The sequence below is a fragment of the Ancylobacter sp. SL191 genome (assembly GCF_026625645.1).
GTDB lineage: Bacteria > Pseudomonadota > Alphaproteobacteria > Rhizobiales > Xanthobacteraceae > Ancylobacter.
Genome location: NZ_CP113056.1, coordinates 4,412,956 through 4,435,257, shown reverse-complemented (window position 1 = coordinate 4,435,257; position 22,302 = coordinate 4,412,956). Strand labels below are relative to the sequence as shown.

Annotated in this window: 27 protein-coding genes; 14 read left to right on the top strand and 13 right to left on the bottom strand. The window is 68.5% G+C overall.

The genetic code is table 11. The annotated features are described in order from the left end of the window. Window positions 1–158 precede the first annotated feature (158 nt). Window positions 159–1,001 carry a dihydropteroate synthase gene (gene folP / locus OU996_RS20330; RefSeq protein ID WP_267583399.1) on the top strand — a complete coding sequence of 281 codons (843 nt, stop codon included), beginning with the start codon at window positions 159–161 and terminating at the stop codon, window positions 999–1,001. After that, a complete protein-coding gene (folK, locus tag OU996_RS20325) occupies window positions 988–1,530 on the top strand; it encodes a 2-amino-4-hydroxy-6-hydroxymethyldihydropteridine diphosphokinase (protein WP_267583398.1) in 543 nt (180 codons plus the stop codon). Before folP ends, folK begins: the two co-directional genes overlap by 14 nt. Before the next feature lie 52 nt (window positions 1,531–1,582). Here the strand turns inward: folK and OU996_RS20320 are convergent, their stop codons facing one another. Further along, window positions 1,583–1,972 carry a hypothetical protein gene (locus OU996_RS20320; RefSeq protein WP_267583397.1) on the bottom strand — a complete coding sequence of 130 codons (390 nt, stop codon included), beginning with the start codon at window positions 1,970–1,972 and terminating at the stop codon, window positions 1,583–1,585. Between the two features lie 181 nt (window positions 1,973–2,153). On the opposite strand from OU996_RS20320, the gene OU996_RS20315 reads away from it, so the two are divergent. Both OU996_RS20315 and OU996_RS20310 read left to right on the top strand, forming a co-directional pair. Further along, on the top strand, window positions 2,154–3,140 hold the full coding sequence (locus OU996_RS20315; protein ID WP_267583396.1) for a zinc transporter ZntB: 987 nt from the start codon (window positions 2,154–2,156) through the stop codon (window positions 3,138–3,140). A 69-nt stretch (window positions 3,141–3,209) separates the two neighbouring features. Then, a complete protein-coding gene (locus OU996_RS20310; protein WP_267583395.1) occupies window positions 3,210–3,548 on the top strand; it encodes a hypothetical protein in 339 nt (112 codons plus the stop codon). 63 nt (window positions 3,549–3,611) lie between these two features. Here the strand turns inward: OU996_RS20310 and OU996_RS20305 are convergent, their stop codons facing one another. Then, window positions 3,612–4,208: a superoxide dismutase gene (locus tag OU996_RS20305; RefSeq protein WP_267583393.1), complete on the bottom strand. Its 597-nt coding sequence runs from the start codon at window positions 4,206–4,208 to the stop codon at window positions 3,612–3,614. A gap of 298 nt (window positions 4,209–4,506) precedes the next feature. Between OU996_RS20305 and OU996_RS20300 the strand changes: the two genes are divergently transcribed. Further along, window positions 4,507–5,760, top strand: a complete 1,254-nt coding sequence (locus OU996_RS20300) for a hypothetical protein (RefSeq protein WP_267583391.1) — start codon at window positions 4,507–4,509, stop codon at window positions 5,758–5,760. A gap of 72 nt (window positions 5,761–5,832) precedes the next feature. Here OU996_RS20300 and OU996_RS20295 read toward each other — a convergent pair whose 3' ends face one another. Beyond that, on the bottom strand, window positions 5,833–7,929 hold the full coding sequence (locus tag OU996_RS20295; protein WP_267583390.1) for a S9 family peptidase: 2,097 nt from the start codon (window positions 7,927–7,929) through the stop codon (window positions 5,833–5,835). Then, entirely contained in the window at window positions 7,926–8,357 is a 432-nt protein-coding gene (gene msrB, locus OU996_RS20290; RefSeq protein ID WP_267583389.1) for a peptide-methionine (R)-S-oxide reductase MsrB, read from the bottom strand. Before msrB ends, OU996_RS20295 begins: the two co-directional genes overlap by 4 nt. A 348-nt stretch (window positions 8,358–8,705) precedes the next feature. On the opposite strand from msrB, the gene OU996_RS20285 reads away from it, so the two are divergent. Further along, the gene (locus OU996_RS20285; RefSeq protein WP_267583388.1) at window positions 8,706–9,125 is read left to right on the top strand and encodes a MucR family transcriptional regulator; all 420 of its coding nucleotides are present in this window, start codon (window positions 8,706–8,708) and stop codon (window positions 9,123–9,125) included. A gap of 55 nt (window positions 9,126–9,180) precedes the next feature. On the opposite strand, the gene OU996_RS20280 is transcribed toward OU996_RS20285, so the two are convergent. After that, window positions 9,181–9,447, bottom strand: a complete 267-nt coding sequence (locus OU996_RS20280; protein ID WP_267583387.1) for a hypothetical protein — start codon at window positions 9,445–9,447, stop codon at window positions 9,181–9,183. 200 nt (window positions 9,448–9,647) lie between these two features. Between OU996_RS20280 and OU996_RS20275 the strand changes: the two genes are divergently transcribed. Both OU996_RS20275 and OU996_RS20270 read left to right on the top strand, forming a co-directional pair. Beyond that, window positions 9,648–10,025 carry a chromosomal replication initiator DnaA gene (locus tag OU996_RS20275; RefSeq protein WP_267583386.1) on the top strand — a complete coding sequence of 126 codons (378 nt, stop codon included), beginning with the start codon at window positions 9,648–9,650 and terminating at the stop codon, window positions 10,023–10,025. After that, window positions 10,015–10,557 (top strand): DUF6456 domain-containing protein, encoded by a 543-nt coding sequence (locus OU996_RS20270; RefSeq protein WP_267583385.1) that lies wholly within the window; start codon window positions 10,015–10,017, stop codon window positions 10,555–10,557. The genes OU996_RS20275 and OU996_RS20270 overlap by 11 nt, the downstream gene beginning before the upstream one ends. Before the next feature lie 12 nt (window positions 10,558–10,569). Here OU996_RS20270 and OU996_RS20265 read toward each other — a convergent pair whose 3' ends face one another. Both OU996_RS20265 and OU996_RS20260 read right to left on the bottom strand, forming a co-directional pair. Beyond that, window positions 10,570–11,007, bottom strand: coding sequence for a SufE family protein (locus OU996_RS20265; protein ID WP_267583384.1), 438 nt, complete (start codon window positions 11,005–11,007; stop codon window positions 10,570–10,572). Between the two features lie 63 nt (window positions 11,008–11,070). Then, window positions 11,071–11,559: a DUF5330 domain-containing protein gene (locus OU996_RS20260; protein WP_267583383.1), complete on the bottom strand. Its 489-nt coding sequence runs from the start codon at window positions 11,557–11,559 to the stop codon at window positions 11,071–11,073. 201 nt (window positions 11,560–11,760) lie between these two features. On the opposite strand from OU996_RS20260, the gene OU996_RS20255 reads away from it, so the two are divergent. Further along, a complete protein-coding gene (locus OU996_RS20255; RefSeq protein WP_267583382.1) occupies window positions 11,761–12,420 on the top strand; it encodes a peptidoglycan-binding domain-containing protein in 660 nt (219 codons plus the stop codon). A gap of 16 nt (window positions 12,421–12,436) precedes the next feature. Further along, a complete protein-coding gene (locus OU996_RS20250) occupies window positions 12,437–12,781 on the top strand; it encodes a DUF1491 family protein (protein WP_267583381.1) in 345 nt (114 codons plus the stop codon). A 3-nt stretch (window positions 12,782–12,784) separates the two neighbouring features. Here the strand turns inward: OU996_RS20250 and OU996_RS20245 are convergent, their stop codons facing one another. Together OU996_RS20245 and OU996_RS20240 are read right to left on the bottom strand one after the other, a co-directional pair. Beyond that, window positions 12,785–13,363, bottom strand: a complete 579-nt coding sequence (locus tag OU996_RS20245; protein WP_267583380.1) for a DUF2336 domain-containing protein — start codon at window positions 13,361–13,363, stop codon at window positions 12,785–12,787. Then, complete coding sequence (locus OU996_RS20240) at window positions 13,363–14,055, bottom strand: DUF2336 domain-containing protein (RefSeq protein ID WP_267583379.1); 693 nt, start codon at window positions 14,053–14,055, stop codon at window positions 13,363–13,365. The genes OU996_RS20245 and OU996_RS20240 overlap by 1 nt, the downstream gene beginning before the upstream one ends. A gap of 179 nt (window positions 14,056–14,234) precedes the next feature. On the opposite strand from OU996_RS20240, the gene OU996_RS20235 reads away from it, so the two are divergent. After that, entirely contained in the window at window positions 14,235–14,411 is a 177-nt protein-coding gene (locus tag OU996_RS20235; RefSeq protein WP_267583378.1) for a hypothetical protein, read from the top strand. Here the strand turns inward: OU996_RS20235 and OU996_RS20230 are convergent. From OU996_RS20230 to OU996_RS20220, 3 genes are all read right to left on the bottom strand, one after another. Next, window positions 14,406–14,951, bottom strand: a complete 546-nt coding sequence (locus OU996_RS20230) for a DUF1254 domain-containing protein (RefSeq protein WP_267583377.1) — start codon at window positions 14,949–14,951, stop codon at window positions 14,406–14,408. The genes OU996_RS20235 and OU996_RS20230 overlap by 6 nt on opposite strands. Next, window positions 14,948–15,523 (bottom strand): DUF1214 domain-containing protein, encoded by a 576-nt coding sequence (locus OU996_RS20225; protein WP_267583376.1) that lies wholly within the window; start codon window positions 15,521–15,523, stop codon window positions 14,948–14,950. The genes OU996_RS20230 and OU996_RS20225 overlap by 4 nt, the downstream gene beginning before the upstream one ends. A 102-nt stretch (window positions 15,524–15,625) precedes the next feature. Further along, the gene (locus tag OU996_RS20220) at window positions 15,626–17,845 is read right to left on the bottom strand and encodes a transglycosylase domain-containing protein (RefSeq protein WP_420712656.1); all 2,220 of its coding nucleotides are present in this window, start codon (window positions 17,843–17,845) and stop codon (window positions 15,626–15,628) included. A gap of 189 nt (window positions 17,846–18,034) precedes the next feature. On the opposite strand from OU996_RS20220, the gene OU996_RS20215 reads away from it, so the two are divergent. The 3 genes from OU996_RS20215 to OU996_RS20205 all read left to right on the top strand — a co-directional run bounded on the left by OU996_RS20215 (window position 18,035) and on the right by OU996_RS20205 (window position 20,899). Beyond that, window positions 18,035–18,640, top strand: coding sequence for a cupin domain-containing protein (locus tag OU996_RS20215; protein ID WP_267583375.1), 606 nt, complete (start codon window positions 18,035–18,037; stop codon window positions 18,638–18,640). A 31-nt stretch (window positions 18,641–18,671) separates the two neighbouring features. Continuing rightward, window positions 18,672–20,333, top strand: a complete 1,662-nt coding sequence (locus OU996_RS20210) for a phytoene desaturase family protein (RefSeq protein ID WP_267583374.1) — start codon at window positions 18,672–18,674, stop codon at window positions 20,331–20,333. A gap of 65 nt (window positions 20,334–20,398) precedes the next feature. Further along, the gene (locus OU996_RS20205) at window positions 20,399–20,899 is read left to right on the top strand and encodes a YcgN family cysteine cluster protein (protein ID WP_267583373.1); all 501 of its coding nucleotides are present in this window, start codon (window positions 20,399–20,401) and stop codon (window positions 20,897–20,899) included. Window positions 20,900–20,921: 22 nt separating this feature from the next. Here OU996_RS20205 and OU996_RS20200 read toward each other — a convergent pair whose 3' ends face one another. Further along, window positions 20,922–22,055, bottom strand: a complete 1,134-nt coding sequence (locus OU996_RS20200; RefSeq protein ID WP_267583372.1) for an alpha-hydroxy acid oxidase — start codon at window positions 22,053–22,055, stop codon at window positions 20,922–20,924. Window positions 22,056–22,302: the final 247 nt, after the last annotated feature.

Sequence of the window (22,302 nt, the reverse complement as noted above, 5' to 3'; positions counted from 1 at the left end):
GGTCCTCTGCGGGCGTGTCTGACGCCACTTTAGAGCGCGCCGCGTGCGGCGAGGCAAGCCGGGGAATGGCGAAGGCGCCGCCCGGCTGACCGCCAGCCCTTGCCTTCCGCCGCGTGGCGGGCGATTTGGTGGGAACGACACGCGACGCCGGAACCGCCATGGCTGTACTTCCTCCGCCCACTGATCGCCTTTTCGACGCGCGTGGCCGCCGGCTCGATTATGCGGGCCGCACGCTCATCATGGGCATCCTCAATGTGACGCCCGATTCCTTCTCCGATGGCGGGCGCAGCACGGCGTTGGACGATGCGGTGGCGAACGCGCACCGCCTGGTCGCGGAGGGCGCCGATATTCTCGATATTGGTGGCGAATCCACCCGGCCGGGCCACACGCCGGTGCCGGTGGAGGAGGAACTGCGCCGCGTGCTCCCGGCCATCGAGGCGCTGGCGGGGCTGCCCGTGCCGATCTCCATCGACACGCAGAAGGCCGCTGTCGCCGAGGCGGCGCTGAAGGCGGGCGCGGTCATCGTCAACGACATCTGGGGGCTGATGGGCGACCCGGACATGGCGCGCGTCGCGGCTGCCCATGATGCGGGCGTGGTCGCCATGCACAACCGGGCGAGCGTCGATCCGACCGTCGATATCGTCGCCGACATCATCGCCTTCTTCGAGCAGGCGCTGGAGCGGGCGGCGCGCGCGGGCATCCGGCCCGACCGCATCGCGCTCGATCCCGGCATCGGCTTCGGCAAGAGCTTCGAGCAGAACCTGAAGGCCATCGGCTCGCTGGCCGAGATCGGCAAGCTCGGCTTTCCGCTGCTGCTGGGCACCTCGCGCAAATCGCTGATCGGCAAGGTGATCGAGACCACGCCGGCTGAGCGCCTGCCGGGCACCATCGCCTCCAACGTCATCGGCATCATGGCCGGCTGCGCGATGATCCGCGTGCATGACGTTGCCGCCCATGTGCAGGCCGCGCGGGTGACGGAGGCGATCCGTGGCGCCGCCTGACTTCTTCATCCGTCGGCCGCGCAAGGTCGAGAAGCGCACCGCCTATCTCTGCCTCGGCTCCAATCTGGGCGATCGGGCGGGCACCATGGCGAAGGCGGTAGGCGTGATCGCCCGCACCGGGCTCACCATCATCGCCCGCTCGTCGCTCTACGAGACCCCGCCTTGGGGGCCGGTGCCGCAGGGGCCCTATCTCAATATGGTGGTGGCGGTGGAGACCGAGCTGTCGGCGCGCGAGCTGCTGCACATGCTGCTCGGCGTCGAGCACGCCTTCGGGCGGGACCGCACGCGGGAGGTGCGTTTCGGACCGCGCACCATCGATATCGACATCCTGCTCTATGGCGAGGACCGGGTGGATGAGCCGGACCTCGAAATTCCGCATCCGCGCATGATGGAGCGCGCCTTCGCGCTGATCCCGCTGGCGGAACTGGCGCCCGATCTCGTCGTCGGCGGCGTGGCGGTGCGTGCGGCGCTGGAGACGTTGGACCGCTCCGGCATCGTCAAGGTCGAGCCGCAGCCGGTCATCTACTGACGGCGAAGGCGGCGGATCGCTCCGCCGCCCCGTTCATACGGTGCCGTGCCGCTCAGCGGCAGACTTCCACGTCGCGCGAGCGGGGATAGCCCCAGCGGTTATAGAAGGTCTGCGTCTCCACCCAGCAGCGCGGGCGGTAGGGGCGGTAGCCCGGCCCATAGGCCGGCACGTAGCGCGGGCCATAGCCGCCGCCGTAACCGCCACCATAGCCGTAGCCATAACGCGGCGGGGGAGGCGGGGGCGGGGCATAGTAGTTGTTGCCGCGGTCATAGTCGCTGGCGGCAGCGGCGGCGATGCCCCCGAGCAGCAGCCCGCCGGCGATCCCGGCCGCCACGGCGGCGCCGGTGTTGTTGCGCGCATAGGACGCGGTGGGAACCGAGGCCAGCGTCGCCCCGATAAGGGCAAGCGCGGCGAGCTTGGTGGGCTTTGCGAGGCGGATCATGGCGGTCCTCGTCGGAACTCTGCGGGTCGCTCGCGGCCGGTATTGGCCGTTGATGAAGTCAAAGCTAGAACGGTGCCCCAGAACACAAGCTGAACCGGCTGTTGCAATAGGTTCATCAAACTGAACGCATTCCAATGCAGCCGTTCATCGGCTGTTCATGCCGACCCGAAGGAGTGCGCGCGTGCCCGATTTCGATACGGAAGGCCTGGTCAGCGCCTGGATCTTCGACGGCGCCGGCGGCGCGCGGCGCGCCGGCTGGGAGGAGATTCACCAGGGTCCGCCCCGCGCGCCGGCCTTCATCTGGATCAGCCTGCAGCAGCTCGATCACCGCCACGGCCAGAGCTGGCTGAACAATGCCGCCGGCATCGATCCCGGCATCGTTGAATCGCTGGTGGCGGCGGAAACGCGCCCGCGCTGCGCGCTCTACGAGCACGGCGCCTTCCTCAATCTGCGCGGCATCAACCTCATGCCCTATTCGCTGCCGGACGAGATGCATTCGGTGCGCTTCTGGGTGGAGCCGAACCGCATCGTCTCCGTGCGCAAGCGCCCGCTCTCGGCCATGGGCGATTTCGAGGACGCGATCCAGCGCGGCCGCGCCCCGCGCACGCCCGGCGAGTTCGTCGCCGACATCTCCATGCGCCTCGTCGACCGGATGGACACCGTCATCACCGCGCTCGCCGAGCAGGCGGACGAGCTGGAGGAGCAGGTGTTCAAGGCGACGCTGTCCAATCTCAGCATGAAGGTTTCGGAGGTACGGCGCGTCGCCATCATCCTGCGCCGCTACATCGCCCCGCAGCGCGAAGCGCTGAACCATTTCTCGCTGGAGGATGCCGAGTGGCTTTCCCCGCGCGACCGCAACCGGCTGCGCGAGGCGGCGGACCGGGTGACGCGCTTCGCCGAGGAACTCGACTCGGTGCGCGACCGCGCGGCGGTGATCTATGACCAGATGGTGGAACGCCGCGCCGAGCAGATGAACCATTCCATGCTGGTGCTGGCGGCGGTGACGGTGGTGTTCGCGCCGATGACGCTGATTACCGGGTTGATGGGCATGAATGTCGAAGGCATTCCCGGCGCACAGGATCCGAACGGCTTCTGGGCGGTGACCCTCATCGCCGGGCTGCTCGGGGCAGGGCTGGTGGCGCTGCTGCGGGCGGTGCGCTGGCTCTAGCCGCGCGTCGCCGGTCGCCAGCCCCGTGTGCCCCCGCTAAGATGGGGCATCCGGCAGGGAGGGCGTGTCATGCGGGCGATGATGGCGATGATCGTGGCGTGTGTGGCGCTCGCCGCCGGCGCGGCGCAGGCCTATGAATTCACCGGCGCGTTTCCCGGCGGCGACTGCAAGGTGATGGCGCAGAGCATTCCGCCCAACAAGCTCTGGTACGGCCATTTCACCGGCCAGCGCGAATGGGGGCTCTATCTCAACCGCCTGCAGACCCGTACCGTGGAAGGCTGCTTCCGCACCAAGGCGGAATGCGACAACTGGCTGTACCAGTGGCGCTCGACCTACCAGTACAATTTCTGGGCGGATTACTGCGTCATCAGTGACCAGCCGCGCCCGCGCCGGCCCTATGCCGGGTAGGGCGCAGCAAAAAGGCGCCGGCCCGTGGGGCCGACGCCTTGAAGATGCGGGTCGTCGCGGCGATCAGACGGCCTTGGAATAAAGCTCGGCCACGTAGTCCCAGTTCACCAGGTTCTCGACGAACGCCTTGAGGTAGTCGGGACGACGGTTGCGGTAGTCGATGTAGTAGGAGTGCTCCCACACGTCGACGCCGAGGATCGGGGTCGCGCCGGAGACCAGCGGGCTCTCGCCATTCGGGGTCTTGGCGATGACGAGCTTGCCGTCCTTGACCGCGAGCCAGGCCCAGCCGGAGCCGAACTGCGTCACGCCGGCCTGGATGAAGTCTTCCTTGAACTTCTCCACCGAGCCGAGATCCTCGACGATCTTCTTCTCGAGCTCGCCCGGGATGGCGCCGCCGCCATTCGGCTTCAGCCAGTTCCAGAAGTGCAGGTGGTTGTAGTGCTGGCCGGCATTGTTGAAGAGGCCGGCATTCTTGCCGTGGGAGCCCTTCACGATCTCTTCCAGCGACTGGCCTTCCCACTCGGTGCCCTTGAGCAGGTTGTTGCCGTTGGTGACATAGGCCTGATGGTGCTTGTCGTGGTGATACTCAAGCGTCTCGCGCGACATATAGGGGGCGAGGGCGTCGTAGGAGTAGGGAAGCTCGGGAAGCGTGAAGGACATCGAAACTGTCTCCGCGAAATGAAATCCGGCGCCGCTCCGGCATCGGTTGCGGGTGCGTCGGCACCACGCCCGGCGGCTCCGACTAGATAGGGCGGACCGTCGCGCCCGACAACCAAAAGCATCGCGTGCGCCGAAAATCTTCTCCGCCGAAGGTCGTAGGGGTGAAGGCGGTGGATAGACTGTCCACGAATTACCCGTGGAGGGGTGCATTTTCCTGTGCAGCTTTTGTAAAAGCAGGTCTGGACGTAAAGTCGACGTGAACAAGGCCGAGCGCGAATCGGTCGGGCGGAGTGAGTTGATGGGTGCAATTGTCATCGGCGTCGGCATGGCGGTAGCCGTTATCGGCGTCGTCTGCGGCGTGTTAGGCCTGAACAGCTCGGAAACGACTTCCGGCGCGGCGGTGCTCACATCCGGCAGCATCGTTTTCGTCGGCGGGTTGCTGCTGGTGGCGCTGGGCCTGGTGCATCGGGCGCTGGTGGAGGTTTCCAACCGGCTCGACGGCATCATCCAGTTCGAGGAGGAAGAGGCGACCCACCTGCATCACGAGTTGCAGGAGCACGCCCACGCGCATCCGTTGGGCCTCGACGCCGACGGTTTCGATCCCTTCGCCGCCGAGCCGGAGCCCGCCGTGCCGGCCCCGTCCCGCCCCGCGAAGCCGGCCCGGCCGGCGCCCGCCGCCGAGCTGGAACCCATCCCCGTGCCCAAGCCGGCGCCCCGCCCGGAGCCGAAGCCCGAGGCCCGGCCGGCTCCCAAGCCCGAGCCCAAGGTCGAGGCAAAGCCGGAACCGCAGCCCGAGCTGAAGCCGGAGCCGCGCCTTGAGCGTGCGCCGGACCTGGCGGCCGAGGCCGAGGGCCCGGTTGAGGCGGTCGAGGCCGAGGAGCGTCCGGCTCCCGCCGCCGGTGGCCTTCCGTCCTGGTTCCGCCGCAAGCGCGAGGCCGAGCCGGTGGTCGAGCCGGAGCCGCAGATCGAGCCGGAGGCGCCCGAGACGGCGCTGCCTTTCGAGCCGCTGCCGCCCCCGCGTTCCGCCTCCGAGATTGTGCGGGAGACCGAGCGTGAGGTTCCCGTGCGGCGCGACCCGCCGCCCTTCTTGCGCAGCAGCCTGCCCGAGCGCGCCCCGGCGCCGGAACGGCCCGCCGCGCCGGCCGAGCGCCCGTTCTTCCCCGGCCTGACGCCGGACAAGCTGGAGCCGCGTGCGGAGGTCCGGCGCGCCGCCCCCGAGCCGCGTGCCCCCGAGCCGCGTCTCGCCGAGCCGGCGTTGCGCGAGCCCGTGCTGCACGAACCGCTGGTGCGCGAGCCGTTCCCCCGCGCCGATCTCGGACCGGATCCGGGCGCCCCGCCCGCTTTCCTGCGCGAGGCGGACCTTCTGGGCGACGACGAGCCGGCGCCCGAGCCGGAGATCACCGTGCTCAAGTCCGGCGTCATCGGCGGCATGGCCTACAAGCTCTATTCCGACGGCTCGATCGAGGCGGACCTGCCAGATGGCACGCTGCGCTTCGCCTCGCTGCAGGATCTGCGCGACCATGTCTCCGGCGTCGCCCCGCGCGAAGGCTGAGACCGCCGGTCATCACCCACGAAAAAGGGGCGCCATTTGGCGCCCCTTTGCTTTTGAGAAGCTGCCGCGCGTCTACGCCTCGCCGGCGATCGTCAGGGCGAAGGCATAGACCTGCGCGGTCTCCTCCAGCCGGTCGAACCGCCCGGCGGCGCCGCCATGCCCGGCTTCCATATTGGTGCGCAGGAGCAGCGGCCGGTTGTCGGTCTTCGTCGCCCGCAGCCGTGCCACCCATTTTGCCGGCTCCCAATAGGTCACGCGCGGATCGGTCAGCCCCGCCAGAGCGAAGATCGCCGGATAATCCTGCGCGCTCACATTGTCATAGGGCGAATAGGACCGGATATGCGCGAAGGCCTCCGCGTCGCTGATCGGATTGCCCCATTCGGGCCATTCCGGCGGGGTCAGTGGCAGCGTGTCGTCGAGCATGGTGTTGAGCACGTCGACAAACGGCACTTCCGCGACGATGCCGGCGAAGAGGTCGGGGCGCAGATTGGCCACCGCCCCCATCAGCATGCCGCCCGCCGAGCCGCCATGGGCGACGATGCGGTCGGGCGCGACGATCTTCTCCCGCATCAGATGCTCGCCGGCGGCGATGAAGTCGTGGAACGTGTTGGTCTTCGCCGCCAGCTTGCCCTCGCGATACCAGCGCCAGCCCTTCTCCGTGCCGCCGCGAATATGGGCGATGGCATAGACGAAGCCGCGATCGACCAGCGACAGGCGCGAGGTCGAGAAGCTCGCGGGGATCGAGATGCCATAGGCGCCATAGCCATAGAGCAGGCAGGGCGCCGTGCCGTCGAGCGGCGTGTCCTTGGCATAGAGCAGCGATACCGGCACCAGCTCGCCATCGGCCGCCGGCGCCAGCAGGCGGCGGGTGACGTAGCGCGCCGGATCGTGACCGGAGGGCACCTCCTGGCGCTTGCGCAGCACGCGGGCGAGGCTCGCCACGTCATAGTCCCACACTTCGGTCGGCGTGGTCATCGAGGCGTAGGTGAAGCGGATCTCGGTCTTGTCGAAGCCATAGCCGGCATCGAAGCCGAGCGAATAGGCTTCCTCGGCGAAGGCGACCGCGTGTTCGCTGCCATCGGCGAGGGCGCGCACGACGAGGCGCGGCAGGCCGTCCTCGCGCTCCAGCCGCAGCAGATGACCGCGCAGCACGGCAACCGAGAGAATGAGCCGGCCCGGCTTATGCGGCACGATCTCCCGCCAGTTGCCCCGGCCGGGCGTGGCGAGCGGGGTGGCGACGATCTTGAAGTCTTCGGCGCCATCCGCATTGGTCTCGATGATCAGGCTTTCCGTGCCATTGAGATCGGGATGGTGCTCGACACCGTAGCGCAGGCCCGGCGCGCGCGGCTCGACCAGCGCCAGCGGCGCCAGCGGGTCATGTCGGTCGATCAGCCAGGTCTCGCTGGTGTCATGGTCGCCGCAGGAGATGAGGCCGAAGCGGCCGGACTGGGTCTGGCCGAGCGAGACGAAGAAGCCCTTGTCCGGCTCTTCATAGATCAGCATGTCATCGGCTGGGTCGCTGCCCAGAAGGTGTCGGTAGACAAAGCTCGGGCGATGTTCGGGATCGCGGCGGATATAGAACAGATACGCGCCGTCGGCACTCCACAGCACGTCGCCGGTGGTCTCGTCGATCACGTCCGGGAGGTCGGCGCCGCTGGCGATGTCGCGGACCCGCAGCGTGTAGTACTCCGAGCCCGCCTCGTCCGCCGTCCAGGCATAGAGCGCATGGTCGGGTGACTGGTGGGCGTCGCCGAACTGGAAATAGGCCTTGCCCTCCGCGAGCGCGTCGCCATCCAGCAGGATGGTCTCACCGGCAACCGCGCCAGCCGGCCGGCGGCAGATCAGCGGATGCTGACCGCCTTCGCGGAAGCGGGTGAAATAGGCGTAGGGCCCATCGGTGGCCGGCACCGAGGAATCGTCCTCCTTGATGCGCCCCCGCATTTCCTTCACGAGGTCGCGGCGCAGATCGGCGAGCGGGCCGAACCACGCCTCCGTCGCCGCGTTCTCCGCCTCCAGCCACTGGCGGATGTCTGGCGCCAGAAGCGAGGGATCGCGCATGACCTCGCGCCAGTTTTCGGCGCGCAGCCAGGCATGGGGATCGCTCAGGGTGACGCCATGGACGGTGCGCACCAGCGGGGGGTGGGCGAGGGCAGGGGTCGGCTCGCTCACGGCGTGGCGTCTCCGGCCCGGTCGGGCGTGAAGGTCATCGCCACGCCGTTCATGCAGTAGCGCAGGCCCGTGGGGCGCGGCCCGTCCGGAAATACATGGCCGAGATGAGCGTCGCAGGTGGCGCAGAGCACCTCGACCCGGTGCATGCCGTAGGAGAAATCGTGCTTTTCCGTAACAGCCTGGCCGTCGACCGGCTGCATGAAGCTCGGCCAGCCGGTGCCGGATTCGAACTTGGCGTCGGAGCGGAAGAGCGGCGCGTCGCAGCACACGCAGCGATAGAGACCCGGCTCCTTCTGGCTCAGATGCGGACCGCCAAAGGCGCATTCCGTGCCGTGCTCGCGGGTCACGCGATATTGTTCCGAAGTGAGCTGGGCGCGCCACTCGGCATCGCTTTTTATCACCTTGGGTCGACGAATAGCCTCGTTCATGGGATTTCTTCCTGATGATCTTCCATGAGATAATTGGGCAGGCCCTGTGTCGCAAGTGGGTGCGCCATTGCGCCATCGCTCCGGGGCCGATCTACGCCGCGCTGGCCTTGATAATTCGTCGTAGGCGGGCGAGCTTTGCATGGGGCGACATAAAACACGCGACGAAAAGATGCGAATTTAGGTCGAAATATCTTGCGTGGCGTGTTTTTGAATTTTATCTATCCATCCATGTATCCTGAACAAGTGGTTTAGGATTAAATGTCACGTATTGTTACGGATCTCGGCGCGAGCCTGCAGCTGCTGTGCGCCGGGTGGACCAAATTCCGTATGTCATCTAAAGAATGAGCCATGAGCGACACTCCGGACGTTGCCAATTATATAGAGCTAGCCGCCGATATCGTCTCCGCTTACGTGAGCAAAAATCCCGTTCCGGCGAATGATCTGGCCAATCTGCTGAGCGAGGTGCACAGCGCGCTGCAGCGTGTGACCAAGGTCGACGCCGAGCCGCCGGCGGAGCCGCTGCGCCCGGCCGTGCCGATCAAGAAGTCCATCGCGCCGGAATATCTGGTGTGCCTTGAGGACGGCAAGAAGTTCAAGTCGCTGAAGCGTCACCTGCGCACGCAGTACAATCTTACGCCCGAGCAGTACCGCGAGAAGTGGGGCCTGCCGGCCGACTATCCCATGGTCGCCCCCAACTACGCCGCCGCCCGTTCCGCGCTGGCGAAGGAAATGGGCCTCGGCCAGCAGCGCCGGCGCACCGCGCGCTGACCCTATCCGCGGCCAGCCCCGCCGCATCTGTCGCCTGAACAAACGGCCGTCGCGCTCATCCGCGGCGGCTGTTTTCGTGTGGCGCGGGGCTCCTCGCCCGGCACTCGGCCAGCAGGCGGCCCAGTGCCGCGTGGCGGCAGGCATCGTAGCCGGCGCCTTGCGCGGCCGCCCGGCGCTCCTGGCGCAGCAGCCGCGACAGGACGGCGACCTTCTCCACTTCCGTACGCCCGATGAACGGGCGCAGCGCCGCCGCCCGCGCAGCGATCTGCGCCGCCGGCTCCTCCACACGCATGGCCCGGATGAGCCGTGACCTGTTTCCCATGCGTCGCCCTTCCTTGCTCGTGAAGGCCCGAGGATACGGCGTGCGATGGCGATGAGGATAAAAATCCTAGATTTATGAGGCGTCTTCGATGCGGCATCGTCCATTGAATAGGCTGGACACACTCCTGTATGTTCGTGATTTGTTCTTGTCTCGCCTTCTCCACTGAAGTAGGCTTAAATTCCTAGATTGTGGAGGCTGTCATGTATCACACGTCACAGGGGCCCGGCCGTTCCTCCGAGCTTCCGCCCCCCGTCTTCGCCCTTCCCATGCCGCTCACCATCTGTGCCGAGGCTGCCGCCCGTGCTAGCGGCGTTGCGCTCGATGAGCTGCTGGCGGCCGGGCGCGGGCCGCGTCGTGTGTCCAGCGCACGGGCGCTGGCGCTCTATCTCGCCCATGTCGGGCTCGGCATTCCGCAGGCCGAGGTCGCCGCCGCCTTCGGGCGCCACCGCACCAGCGTCGACCATGCGTGCGGGCAGATTGAGGAGCGGCGCGAGGTTGCCGGCTGGGATTGCTGGGTCAGCCGGCTGGAGGATGAGGTGCGTGCCCGTTTGACGGGGGAGGGCGGCCATGGGGCGTGAGCGGGCGCTGGAGACGATCGAGGTCGTCGTGGATGGGGTGTGCGCGCGGGTCGAGATCGATCTCGACGAGTCGCCGCTCGGCTGGCTCGCTCGTCGTCGGGGGCGCGACGGCAAGGCTTTCATCGCGCCCGCCCAGCTTCTCGCGGGCGAGCGGCTGCGGGTCGATTTCACGCGCGCGCAGATGACGCCACGCCTCACCGCCGACTGGAACGCCCCCGCCCGGCGCGGGCGCGGCAGTTCGCCGGGGCTCACCTTCTCCGAGGCGGCGCTCGCGGCGCGCGAGCGGCTCGGCCGCGCCGTTGAGGCGGTCGGGCCGGAGTTTTCCGGCCTGCTGCTTGATGTGTGCTGCTTCCTCAAAGGTCTCGAAGAGGTCGAGCGTGAGCGCGCCTGGCCTGCGCGCACGGCCAAGGTCGTGCTGGCGCTCGGGCTCGACCGTCTCGCCCGCCATTACGGTCTCAGCGACGCGGCGCAGGGGCCATCCCGCACCCTCGTGCGCGGTTGGACCGCCCCGGAGGAGACCGGGCCGGCTTGATAGCGAGAAGTTTCAGGCGGCGGAGGTCGCCACCGCCTGCCGGGCATCGGCGCGGATGCGCTCGACCATGGAGCGCAGCCCGTTCGAGCGCTGCGGGGTGAGATGATCCTTGAGGCCGATCCGCTGGAACACGGCGGCCGGGTCGGCGGCGAGGATGTCCGGCGCCGGTCGGCCGGAATAGAGCGCCAGCAGGATGGCGATCAGCCCGCGCACGATATGCGCGTCGGAATCGCCGAGGAAGGCGAGCGCCGGTCCTTCGGGAGCGGTGGCCGTCTCGCTGACCAGCCATACCTGGCTGGCGCAGCCCTGCACCTTGGTGGCCTCGCTGCGCGCTTCCTCCGGGAAGGGCGGCAGCGCGCGCCCGAGCTCGATCAGGTAGCGGTAGCGGTCGTCCCAATTATCGAGGAGTTCAAAATCCTCGATGATGCTGTCGATCGTGCGTGTGCTCATCAGCGCCTCTCAAGGGGCGCATATAGGGGCGCGGCATGGCCCGGCGCAATGGCCGTCGGCGTCTCAGGCGGGCCTTTTCGGCGGCAGCGGCACGGATGAGCCGGGGGCGCCGGGCGTCGCCTCGACCGGAGACGGGGGCGGTGTGTTCGCGCCCGTGGCGCTGGGGGAGGCGGGCAGTCTCGGGCCCTGCCAGGCCGGGCTGAGATCATGAGTGGTCAGCGTGTCGCCCGCCGGGGCACCAGCCGCGCGGGAGGCGGCCTTGCGTTTTTCCTCGATGAGCTGCTCGCTGATATAGGCCAGGGCGAACTGCGCGCCCGCCTGTGCCCGCTCTCCGATCATCTCGATCAGACCGGCGCCGATGGCGCAGGCCTGCGGCTGGCGGGAGCAGAAGCCGCCGGCATCCGCCACGGCGGAGGAAGCGGCGGAGAGTGCCTCCATCGGGCTGACCTTCGGTTCGCCGGTCGGCGTATGGCTGGAGGAGCCGCCGGTAATGCCCGGCAGCAGCAGGAGCACGAGCCCCAACCAGAAACACATGCGCAACAGAAAGAACATGACGCATCCTGCGGCCGTCACCCACTACCTCAGTGGCGTATCCTAGCGGCAAGACCTTGCCCAACCGATGTTGCAAAGGCGCGAAATCGCTGGATTTTCGCAAGGGCTTGTTAAGCACGGCGGATGTTTTAGGGTTCGCTTAAGCCCCGCATGACACAGTGCGGGATCAACGCGCCAGGGGGGCGCGCCGGTTGGGTGGACATGCCGCGTTCCTACGCCAGCGACCTGCTCGTCGACGACATTGACCTGCCCGGAGAGCGCTTCGCCGGGCAGCCCTATCGCTCGGGCCGTCGCCGGTCCGATCTTTTCATGCTGTTCCTCGGGGCGGTGGCCAGCGCCGGCTTCCTGTTCAACGCGCTGTGGCTGCAGGGCGCGCGCCGGGATGTGCCCAAACCCGTCAGCGCCCCCAATGAGCTGCGCCATGTGCCGATCCCACCGGCGGCCCAGCCGGCGACGGCGCCCGAGGCCGCGCCGGTGCCGATGAATGCGGAGCCTGCCGCGCCGCCGGCCGCCGCTCCCATTGCCGCTCCTGCGACCCCGCTGCCGCCGGTAAAGCCCGCGGCCCCGCCCCGCCCGGCGGCTCCCGCGGCTTCGGCTGCCCCTGCCGCCGCCATCGCTCCCGCGCCCGCCACCGGCATCGTGCCGCCGGCCGATGTAGCGGTGTCTGCTCGGGTGATGGAGGTGCAGAAGGCGCTGGCGCGGCTCGGCTATGGCCCGATCCGCATCGACGGGCGCACCGGTGACGCGACCCGCGACGCCATTCAGCGCTTCGAGCGTGACCGGCGCCTGCCCGTCACCGGCGATATTTCCGACCGGCTGGTGCGCGAATTGAACGCCGTCGCCGGCTTCACCATCCAGTAGGAAAACGAGCAGATCGATGCGGCTCAAAAGTGCCATCTGGGTCTCGGCGCTGATCCGCCGGGCCAATGGCGCGGGGGCCTTCGCCGCTGTGCGCCGACGCGGGGCGGAGGAGGCGGGCGCCGTCTTCGTCAAGGCGACGCGGCTCGACGGCACGGCGACGCTGTACGGGCCGGCCATGCCCTCGCTCGAGGGAGACTATGAGCCCGGCGAGCGGCTCTTCGCCGCCATCGTTCCCGAAGGCTCGACCGAACTCGATTGCGAGGAGCGGATGCGCCGGGAGATCCGCTTCGACCCCGATTTGTGGTTCGTCGAGATCGAGGACCGCGAGGGCCGGCATTTCCTCGACACCGTCAGCCAGTAAACCTCAGCCGCGCTCGCGCTGGCCCTCGGTCTCGCCTGTGGCGAGGGGCGCGGGGCGCGCCACCGCATAGCTGCGGATCGGCGGAGCATCCTCCACGCGCTCGTTTCTCGCCCGGCGTGCGCCGCGCCACTGCGCGACGAGGTTCTGGGCGCTGCCAACCGGCAGGGAATCGAACATTTCCGCCAGCCGGGTCATCTCGCCGGCCGAGCGCCCGGTCGCCGGGTGCAGACGGAACAGCATGCGCGAGAGGATGGCGAGTGACAGGCCGAGCACGCGGGCGGCGACGGCCAGCGCCTGCCCGCTCTCATCCGCGACGATGCGCCGGCCGGTCGCCGGCGCGAGATCGAGCGCCTCGGCCAGCAAGCCGGCGAGCCGCGCCTTGTCGTCCGCCTTGGCGGCGTCCAGCAACGCCTCGGTCAGCGCATCGCCGCCCCCGCCTATGCGCTCGGCCAGCGGCAGCGGGGGGAGGGTCACCAGCCGTGCGAGCAGCGCCGTGCGTTCTTCCGGGCTGGCGTTGAAGAAGGTGAGGTCGGGCGAGGCTGCCGGCGTGCGTGGTGCGGGAAGCTCCGCGCGCGCCGACATCACCTCCTCCGGGGTCGGGGGGGCGGGACCGCGGGGGAATTCGGTGCGGCGGCAGCCGTCACCTCGACCGTGTCGACCTCGGCCGGGCTTGCTGCCGGATCAGCCGTGGTGGGTACGGGCGCGGAGCCTGCCTCCGGTGCCGTGTCAGCGGGCACCGCCAGCCATGTGTCGGCCGGAGCGGGTTCGGTGGGCCGGTCTTCAACGGCGCCGGTCTCGCCCGAGACGGTGTCACTCGGCACGGGCCCGGCAGCGGCCTGTGGCTCATCAAGCAGCGCGGCGAGCCGCTTGGCGAGGTCCGGCGAGACATCCCGCCGGGCACCGATAGCGGCGCGGTGATCCGGTGCGGCGGTGCGGGCGAGCTCGACCAGATCGTCATCCGTCAGCACCGGGGAGAGGCGCAGCACCGGCCCGGCCACCGCCAGCGGTCCACGCGCCAGATGCAGCATGAGCTGGCGGGGCAGATCGGTGCGCGCGGCGATCTCGCGCACATGCTTGGCCGCGACCGGGATGTCGACGGAATCGAACAGCCGCCGCGCCAGCGTGGCAAAGCGCGCCTGCTCGGCCGGGCCGTGATCGGGCGCCTGGATGTAGAGTTTCACCAGCGCGCGCAGCATCTCCGGCCGCGTGTCCTCGTGCCGGCGACGCGCATCGTCGATCAGGTCTTTGAGGCCGGAGCCGGGTGTGGAGGGCATGGGCAGGCTGGCTGGAGAATCGGGTGCGGCGGGCCACAACAGCCTCGCGAAACCAAGCTAGGGCTGGATCGTTAGCAAGCCGTTAACCATGACACTTTGTTATGGTGGCGTGCGGTTGACGTAACGCAGCGTCCCGGCCGGGACAGACCGGTCACGGGGCGACAGCTACGGAGGGCGAGATGGGCTCGATCGTGCCGTTCCCCACACGTCGCAACCCGGCGGACGGCCGTCCGCGCCGGGTGATCCTCGGTGATGCGGCGGAGGTCATTATTCTGCCGGTGGTGCAGATGGTGCGGACATCCCCCGCGCTGACCGCACCTCTTGTCGCGTCGGCCACCCCACGCGAGACGCTATGAGGCGCTGCTGCAGCGGGCCATGTCGAGCCGCGTGCGCACCTGCTCGCGGGCGCCGCGCTCGCGCACCAGCGCGCGGATGAGCACGACGCCTTCGAGGCTCGGTGATTCCACCACGAGCCGGTCCGCCGCCGTCACATCCGCATCCTCGGGCAGGGCGGCGCGCTGCTTGGCGGTCATCAGGTCGAGCACGATCAGGCTGCGGCTGGCCGAGCGGTCGTTGATCGCGTAAAAGGGCAGGCCATAGCGGGTGTAGAACGAGATCGAGGTATAGTCGTCGGTCGGCGGCACCTGGATTTTTACCGGCCCGTCCGCGAGATCGTAGAGGCAGACGGCGGTCACGAAGGCCGGGTCGCTGGCCGGCAGAACCGCCCCGTCGACGCCGGGATCGTCGATCCCGGTGACGGTGTTGAGCTCGCCGACCGCCGCGAGGCGGGCATAGGCGTCCTGGTCGGCGACATAGGGCATGAGCAGTACGCCCACGAGATGGACGATGCCGCCGAGCACCACGCCGGCGAGAATGGGCAGGATCAGCCGCTTCATGGACACCGCTCCGTCATGAGCTTCGGCATGGCCGGCGCATCGCTGGTGCGGCTGGCGAGGCCGACGGGGGTGTCGTAGAGGCGGAGTGTCAGGACGATATGTCCACGCGCGCCGGTCGGCAGCCAGTTGCCTGGCCGGGCGCGGGGGCCGAGCGCGACGTCGAGCGTGCCGTCGCGGTTCCAGACCACCTCCGGGCTGGTGAAGCCGCTGCGCTGGGCGGCGTTCTCGATCAGCCGGCCGCGTTCGTCGGTGACGGTCAGCGTCCAGAAGCGCGCCTGCGGCACGGTGCCGGAGAGGCGCAGGTCGCAGCGCCCGTCGAGCGGCTTGCCGGCATCGTCGGTGGTGGCGACGAAGGCGATGCCATCGGCCAGTTCCAGCGGCAATTCGCCGGCGCGGGCGAGCGCAGCGCGCGCATAGGGATCGGCATCCTCGGTTCCCGCCTTCGGCCAGGCTTCCCACGCGCCGGCGCGGATCGCCGTCGGGCCATAGCCGCGCACCGTGGTCACCCAGGTGAGGCCGAGGCCGATGACGGCGCCGATGGCCAGCGTCAGGAAGAAGAGCAGGGCGCGCAAGGGCGGATCAATCCGAGGCGGTGACGGGGCGCCCATGCATGGGCGCGCGGGTGGGGAAGGTCAATCCGGCCGATACGAACATCACCGCGAACATCACCGCCCTCAATTGCTGCCCGTCGCCACCGGGGCCGCGATATCGGCGGCGGCGGTCGGGCGCCGCAGCGGCTGGCTGGCGGCGTCGCGCATCCGGGCGGAGAGGCCCATCAGCCGCTCGGCGGCGGCGGGAGAGAGGGTAACCGGCCGGCGCACGCCCTCGATCTTTAGGGCGGAGGCTTCCGCGACGGCGCCGTCGAGCACGGGCGGGGGCTGGTTGCCGAGGCCGGGCGTCGGCTTGATCTCGATGCCCTGATGGGCGAAGGCCATCACCTTCTGCCAGGTCATCGCCGGCAGCGAGCCGCCGGTCATCTTGCGGGTCGAGGTGTAGTCGTCATTGCCGAACCAGATGGCGCCGACGTAATTGCCGGTGAAGCCGACGAACCACGCGTCGCGATAGGCATTGGTCGTGCCGGTCTTGCCGGAGACCTTGGTGCCCGGAATCATCGCGCGCCGGCCGGTGCCGTTCTCCACCACGCTGTTCAGCATGGGGTTGATCATGGCGATGATGTTGGGCGGGATGACCTGCTTCGACTTCGGCCCGTCCTGCGCGAAGTTCCACACCGGCTCGCCGGCGGGGGTGCGCATCTCGATCACCGCATGGGGCGAGACCGACATGCCGCCATTGGCGAAGACGGCGTAGCCGGTCGCTTGGTCGAGCACCGTCACTTCGGCGGCGCCGAGCGGCAAAGCGCGGGTGATCTTGAGCTCGCTTTTCACGCCCATTGCATGGGCGAGATCGACGATGCGGCCACGGCCGATATTCTCCGCCAGCTTCACCGCCACCGTGTTCAGCGAGCGGGTCAGCGCGGTGATGAGAGGGATCGAGCCGGCATAGGAGCGGCCATAATTCTGCGGGCACCAGTTGCCGATGCAGATCGGCCCGTCCACCACGATGGTCTGCGGGGTGTATTTCCCGGTCATCAGCGCGGCGGTATACACATACGGCTTGAAGGACGAGCCGGGCTGGCGCAACGCGTCGGTGGCGCGGTTGAACTGGCTCTCGCCATAGTCGCGCCCGCCGACCATGGCGCGCACCGCCCCGCTCGGCTCCATCACCACCATGGCCGACTGGCTGGCGCCATAGTCCTTGCCGAACTGGCGCAAGCTGTCGCGAATGGCGGTGTCGGCGGCCTTCTGGATGTTCGGGTCCAGCGCCGTGCGGACGATGAAGGAGCGCTCGGCGTAGCTCTTGGGCAGCGTGTCGACGATGCCCTTCACCTCGTTGAAGGCGTAGTCGAGATAATATTCCGGCACGTCGTCCTGCTTGCGGTCGACGGGGGTCGCTGGGTTGCGGCGGGCGCCGAACACCTGGCCCTCGGTCATGAAGCCGGCATCGACGAGATTGTCGAGCACCACCGAGGCGCGTCCTCGCGCCGCCGGCAGGTTCACATGCGGGGCGAATTTCGACGGCGCCTTGAACAGGCCCGCCAGCATGGCGGCCTCCGCGAGGTTCACGTCGCGGGCGGATTTGCCGAAGTAATACTGCGCCGCCGCGTCCACGCCAAAGGCGCCGCCGCCCATATAGGCGCGGTCCAGATAGAGCTTGAGGATCTGGTTCTTGGTGAGGTGGAATTCGAGCCAGAGCGCGAGGAAGGCTTCCTTGATCTTGCGTTCCAGTGTGCGCTCATTCGACAGGAACAGGTTCTTGGCGAGCTGCTGGGTGAGCGAGGAGCCGCCCTGCACCACGCCGCCGGCCCGCGCATTGGACAGAACGGCGCGGAACGTGCCGGGAATGTCGATGCCGAAATGCTCGTAGAAGCGCCGGTCTTCGGTCGCCAGCACCGCCTTGATGAGGTGATCCGGGAATTCTTCCAGCGGCACCGTGTCATTATGGCGGATGCCGCGCTCGCCGATGGTGTTTCCGTACCGATCGAGGAAGGTGACGGAAAGCTCGGCCCGCTTCAGCCAGTCGTCGGAGGTTTCCTTGAAGGCGGGGATGGCCAGCGCCAGCATGAGCACGGCGCCCACCGCGCCCCAGGTCATGCCCTCCGAGGCCAGCGCGATGGCCCAGCGGCCTGGCCCCTGCACGTTGAAGCGCTCGGTGAAGGCGACGAACCCGTCCCAGCCCGCGCGCAGATTGACGCCGCCGGAATAGATCGTGCTGTCGATCCAGGAATCGATGGCGAGCAGGAAATTGCGCAGGCGCCGTCCCCCGCGCGGGCGCGGTGCGTCCTGCCCGGCCGGGCTCTCCCCGGTCGCGTCCTCGTCCGGTCGACGCTCGCTCACGCCGTCGTCTCCATGCCACCCGCCCCCGCGCCCTTATAGCGAAGCCCGGCAGGGCAGGCGAGGGCTGTCGCGGATCGCCCGTCATGCCGGGGAGTTCTCGATATTTCACGTACGTGAAAATATGGCTTGCGAAGCTCTCCATGATTCCACATTTATGAAATTCAACACGGGCAAGCGCGAGGGACCGTCATGGAGGAGAGGAGAGAGCCCCGCGAGGACGCCGCCGGCGCGGCCGACCTCGGCACCCGGCTCGGGCAGATGATCCGCGCGCTGCGGCGGGACAGGAAGCTGACGCTGGCCGCGCTGTCGGAAGCGACGGGACTTTCCCTCGGCCTGCTCAGCCAGATCGAGCGCGGCCTCTCCGAACCCTCGGTGAAGGCGCTGCACCTGATCGCCGGGTCGCTCGGCGTCACGGTGGGCTGGTTCTTCCGCGAGGACGCCGCGCCGGCGACGCCCGCGCCCGATGAGGTGGTGGTGCGCCGGGGTGCCCGCCGCCAGATCACCTATGCCGGCGGCATCAGCGACGAGTTGCTGACCCCGCAGATGGGCGGCCAGCTCGAATTCCTGCTCTGCCGCATCGCTCCCGGCACGGGGATCGAGGAGGGCTATGCCCATGAGGGCGAGGAGGGCGGCTATGTCGTGGCCGGCACGCTCGAACTCACCGTCGAAACCCAGAGCTGGACATTGCAGGCCGGCGACAGCTTCGGCTTCGCCTCGCACCGGCCGCACCGCTACCGCAACCCCGGCACGCACGAGACCGTGGTGATCTGGGCCGTCACGCCCGCCTCCTTCTGATCCCTTCCACCCGCCAGCCAGAGGCTTCGCCATGTCTGCCCGCCCCGCCAGTGCCTCGCCCGCCTCCGCCGCCAGCGCAGCGCTTGCCGGCCGTGACTTCGATGCCGTCATCATCGGCGCCGGCCATAACGGGCTCGTCTGCGCCAATTATCTCGCCCGCGCCGGGCTGCGCGTGGCGGTGCTGGAGCGCCGCGACGTGGTGGGCGGGGCGGCGGTGACGGAGGAGTTCTCGCCCGGCTTCCGCGCCTCGATCTTCTCCTATCTGATGAGCCTGCTGCACCCGCGCATCATCCGCGACCTGCGCCTGCACGCGCATGGCCTCGAGGTGCTGCCCTGCTCCGACATGGTCTCGCCCATTGGCGATGACGACTACATCGCCTTCTCCGACGATGTGGCCAAGACGCAGGCCTCCTTCGCCCGCTTCTCCGCCCATGACGCGGCGATCTATCCCGCTTTCAACGACTATCTGGTGGAAGCCACGCAGATCGTGCGCCGGCTGCTGTGGGAGACGCCGATCGACCCGGCGCGGCGCGACTGGAAGACCTTCCGCGAAGGCGCGGCGCTGCTGTGGAAGTACCGCAAGGTCGGCCGCAAGATGTACCGCATCGTCGACATGCTCTCCATGTCGGCCTACGACTTCCTGCGCGAATGGTTCGAGGACGACCGCGTGATGGCGGTCCTCGCCTATTACGCCTCGATCGGCACCTTTGCGGGCCCGAAATCGCCCGGCTCGGCCTATGTCATCATGCACCATGTCATGGGCGAGCATGAGGGCGCCGGCGGCTGGGGCTTCATCAAGGGCGGCATGGGGGCGATCACCCAGGCGCTGGCCAGCGCCGCCCGGCAGTCGGGCGTGCAGATCGTCACCGGCGCGCCGGTCGCCGAGATCCGCATCGCCAATAACCGCGCCACCGAGGTCGTCACCGCCGCGGGCGACATCTACCGGGCGCGGGCGATCATCTCCAATGCCTCGGCGCCGCATCTCTACCGCGATCTGGTCGGCGAGCAGCATCTGCCGGCCGAGGTGGTGCGCGAAATCCGCGGCTACCGCACCTTCAGCACCGCCTTCAAGATGAACATCGCCTGCGAGCGCCCGCCGCAATACCGCATCCTCGACCGCGTGCGACGGGAGGGCGCCATCGGCTCCTTCAGCTACCCGACCTATATGCATATCGCGCCGGACATCGACTATCTCGAGCGCGCCTATGACGACGCCAAGCATGGCGGGTACTCGGCCGCGCCCTTCATCACCCCGGTGGTGCCGACCATGGTGGACGACACGCTCGCCCCGCCCGGCAAGCATGTGGTGAACCTGTTCGGCGGCCATGCGCCCCACACGCTGAAGGGCGGCGACTGGGCCGATGAGCGGGCGAATTTCGAGAAGAACGTGTTCGATGTGATCGAGCGCTTCGCCCCCGGCTTCCGCAATGACGTGATCGACGCCCAGCTTCTGCTGCCGCCGGACATCGAGCGGATCGTCAATCTGCCGCAGGGCCATATCTTCCAGGGCGAGCTGTCGGCGGACCAGCTTTTCTTCCAGCGGCCGGTGTCCGGCTATGCCGATTACCGCACGCCGATCGGCGCGCTATACATCTGCGGCGCCTCCATGCATCCGGGTGGCGGCGTCTCCGGCATTCCCGGCCACAATGCCGCTCGCGAAATCCTGAAAGACATGGGCCGCAAGATCGGCTAGCCACGCAGGTTCAAGCGGGCGGGCGCAGGCCCTCCGCCGCTCACTCCCAGCCTGATGGACCCGCAATGACCCCGGCCGACGAACCTTTCTGGCGCGCCAAGTCGCTCGAAGAGATGGACGCGGCCGAGTGGGAGAGCCTGTGCGATGGCTGCGGACGCTGCTGCCTGGTCAAGCTGCAGGACGAGGACAGCGAGGCGATCGCCTATACCGATATCGGCTGCAAGCTGCTGGACGACGATGGCTGTCGCTGCCGCGACTATCCCAACCGGCAGGCGCAGGTGCCGGACTGTGTGCGGCTGACGCCGGAGACGGTGCGCGCGCTCGGCTGGCTGCCGCCCTCCTGCGCCTACCGGCTGGTCGAGGAGGGGCGCGATCTCTACTGGTGGCACCACCTCGTCTCCGGCAACCGCGACACCGTCCATCAGGCCGGCGTTTCGGTGCGCGGCAAGGTGGCGGCGCTGGAGGACGACCTGCCGCTGGAAGATTTCATCGAGCATATGGTGCGCTGGCCGCTGCGCCTGCCGCGCGGCGCCGATACAAGGCTGCGGCCTGCGCCACGCCGCTGACGTTGCCCCGCCGAGTACCGGCTCAGAGCGCCAGCACGCTGCGGTCGACGGTCTCGATGTCCTTGACGCCGGTCAGCGCCATCGAGACGTCGAGCTCTTTGCGCATGATGTCGATGGCTTGGGCGACGCCCGCCTGTCCACCCGCCGCCAGCGACCAGAGGAAGGCCTTTCCCATCATGCAGCCGCGCGCGCCGAGCGCCCGCGCCTTCAGTATGTCCTGACCGGAGGTGACGCCGCCGTCGAACCAGATCTCCGTCCTGTCACCCACGGCTTCCACCACCTTGGGCAGCGCCGAGATGGAGGAGACGGCGCCGTCGAGCTGGCGTCCGCCATGGTTGGACACGACGATGGCGTCGGCGCCGGTGGCGGCGGCGATTTTCGCATCCTCGACATCCAGCACGCCCTTGAGGATCAGCTTGCCCGGCCAGATCGAGCGCACCCACTCGACATCTTTCCACGACAGGGACGGATCGAACTGACCGGCGATCCACTGCGAGAGGGTGGTGAGGCTGTCGGCCTCCTGGCGCACGGCGAGATTGCCGAAGGAATGGCGCTTGCCCATCAGCACGCTCATCGCCCAGCGCGGCTTGGTGGCGATGTCGAGCGCATTGGCCAGCGTCAGCTTGGGCGGTACGGCAAGACCGTTCTTGATGTCCATGTGGCGCTGGCCCTGGATCTGCAGGTCGAGCGTCAGCACCAGCGCCGAGCACTTCGCCGCCTTGGCGCGCTCGATCAGCGATTCCGAGAATTTACGGTCGCGCATCACATAGAGCTGGAACCAGAACGGCTTGTCGACGGCAGCCGCCACGTCCTCGATGGAGCAGATGGACATGGTGGAGAGGGTGAAGGGAATGCCCGCCGCATGGGCGGCGCGGCAGCCATGGATCTCGCCGTCGCCGTGGAACAGGCCGGTGAGGCCGGTGGGGGCGATGGCGAGCGGCAGCGCGACCTTCTCGCCGATCATCGTTGTCGCGGTGGAGCGCTCGGACACGTCGATCATCACCCGCTGGCGCAGCGGGATGGCGGCGAGGTCCGCCTTGTTGGCCTTGAGCGTCACCTCGTCATAGGAGCCGCGGTCGGCGTAGTGGAAAATGGCCCGCGGCACCCGGCGCTTGGCGATGGCGCGCAGATCCTGAATGTTGGTGACGGTGCTCATATCGGGCCTTTCTCTGCGCCTGCTGCGTGACCGGGCGCCGCTCAAGGGTGAAGGAAGGCGCCCGGCCTCCCCCTGATCCTGCGGAACGTCGTGTTCCCCGCTGTTCTGACATCCCGCCGCGAGGGACGCCACCACCTTGGACGGGGCACCCATCCTCCCCGCATGGCTCTGCCCCGCCGGGGAGTGGATGCTGTTCTGGTAAAATTATTTGACCATTCCTGTCAATCGGCCAAGATCCCAATCCTTG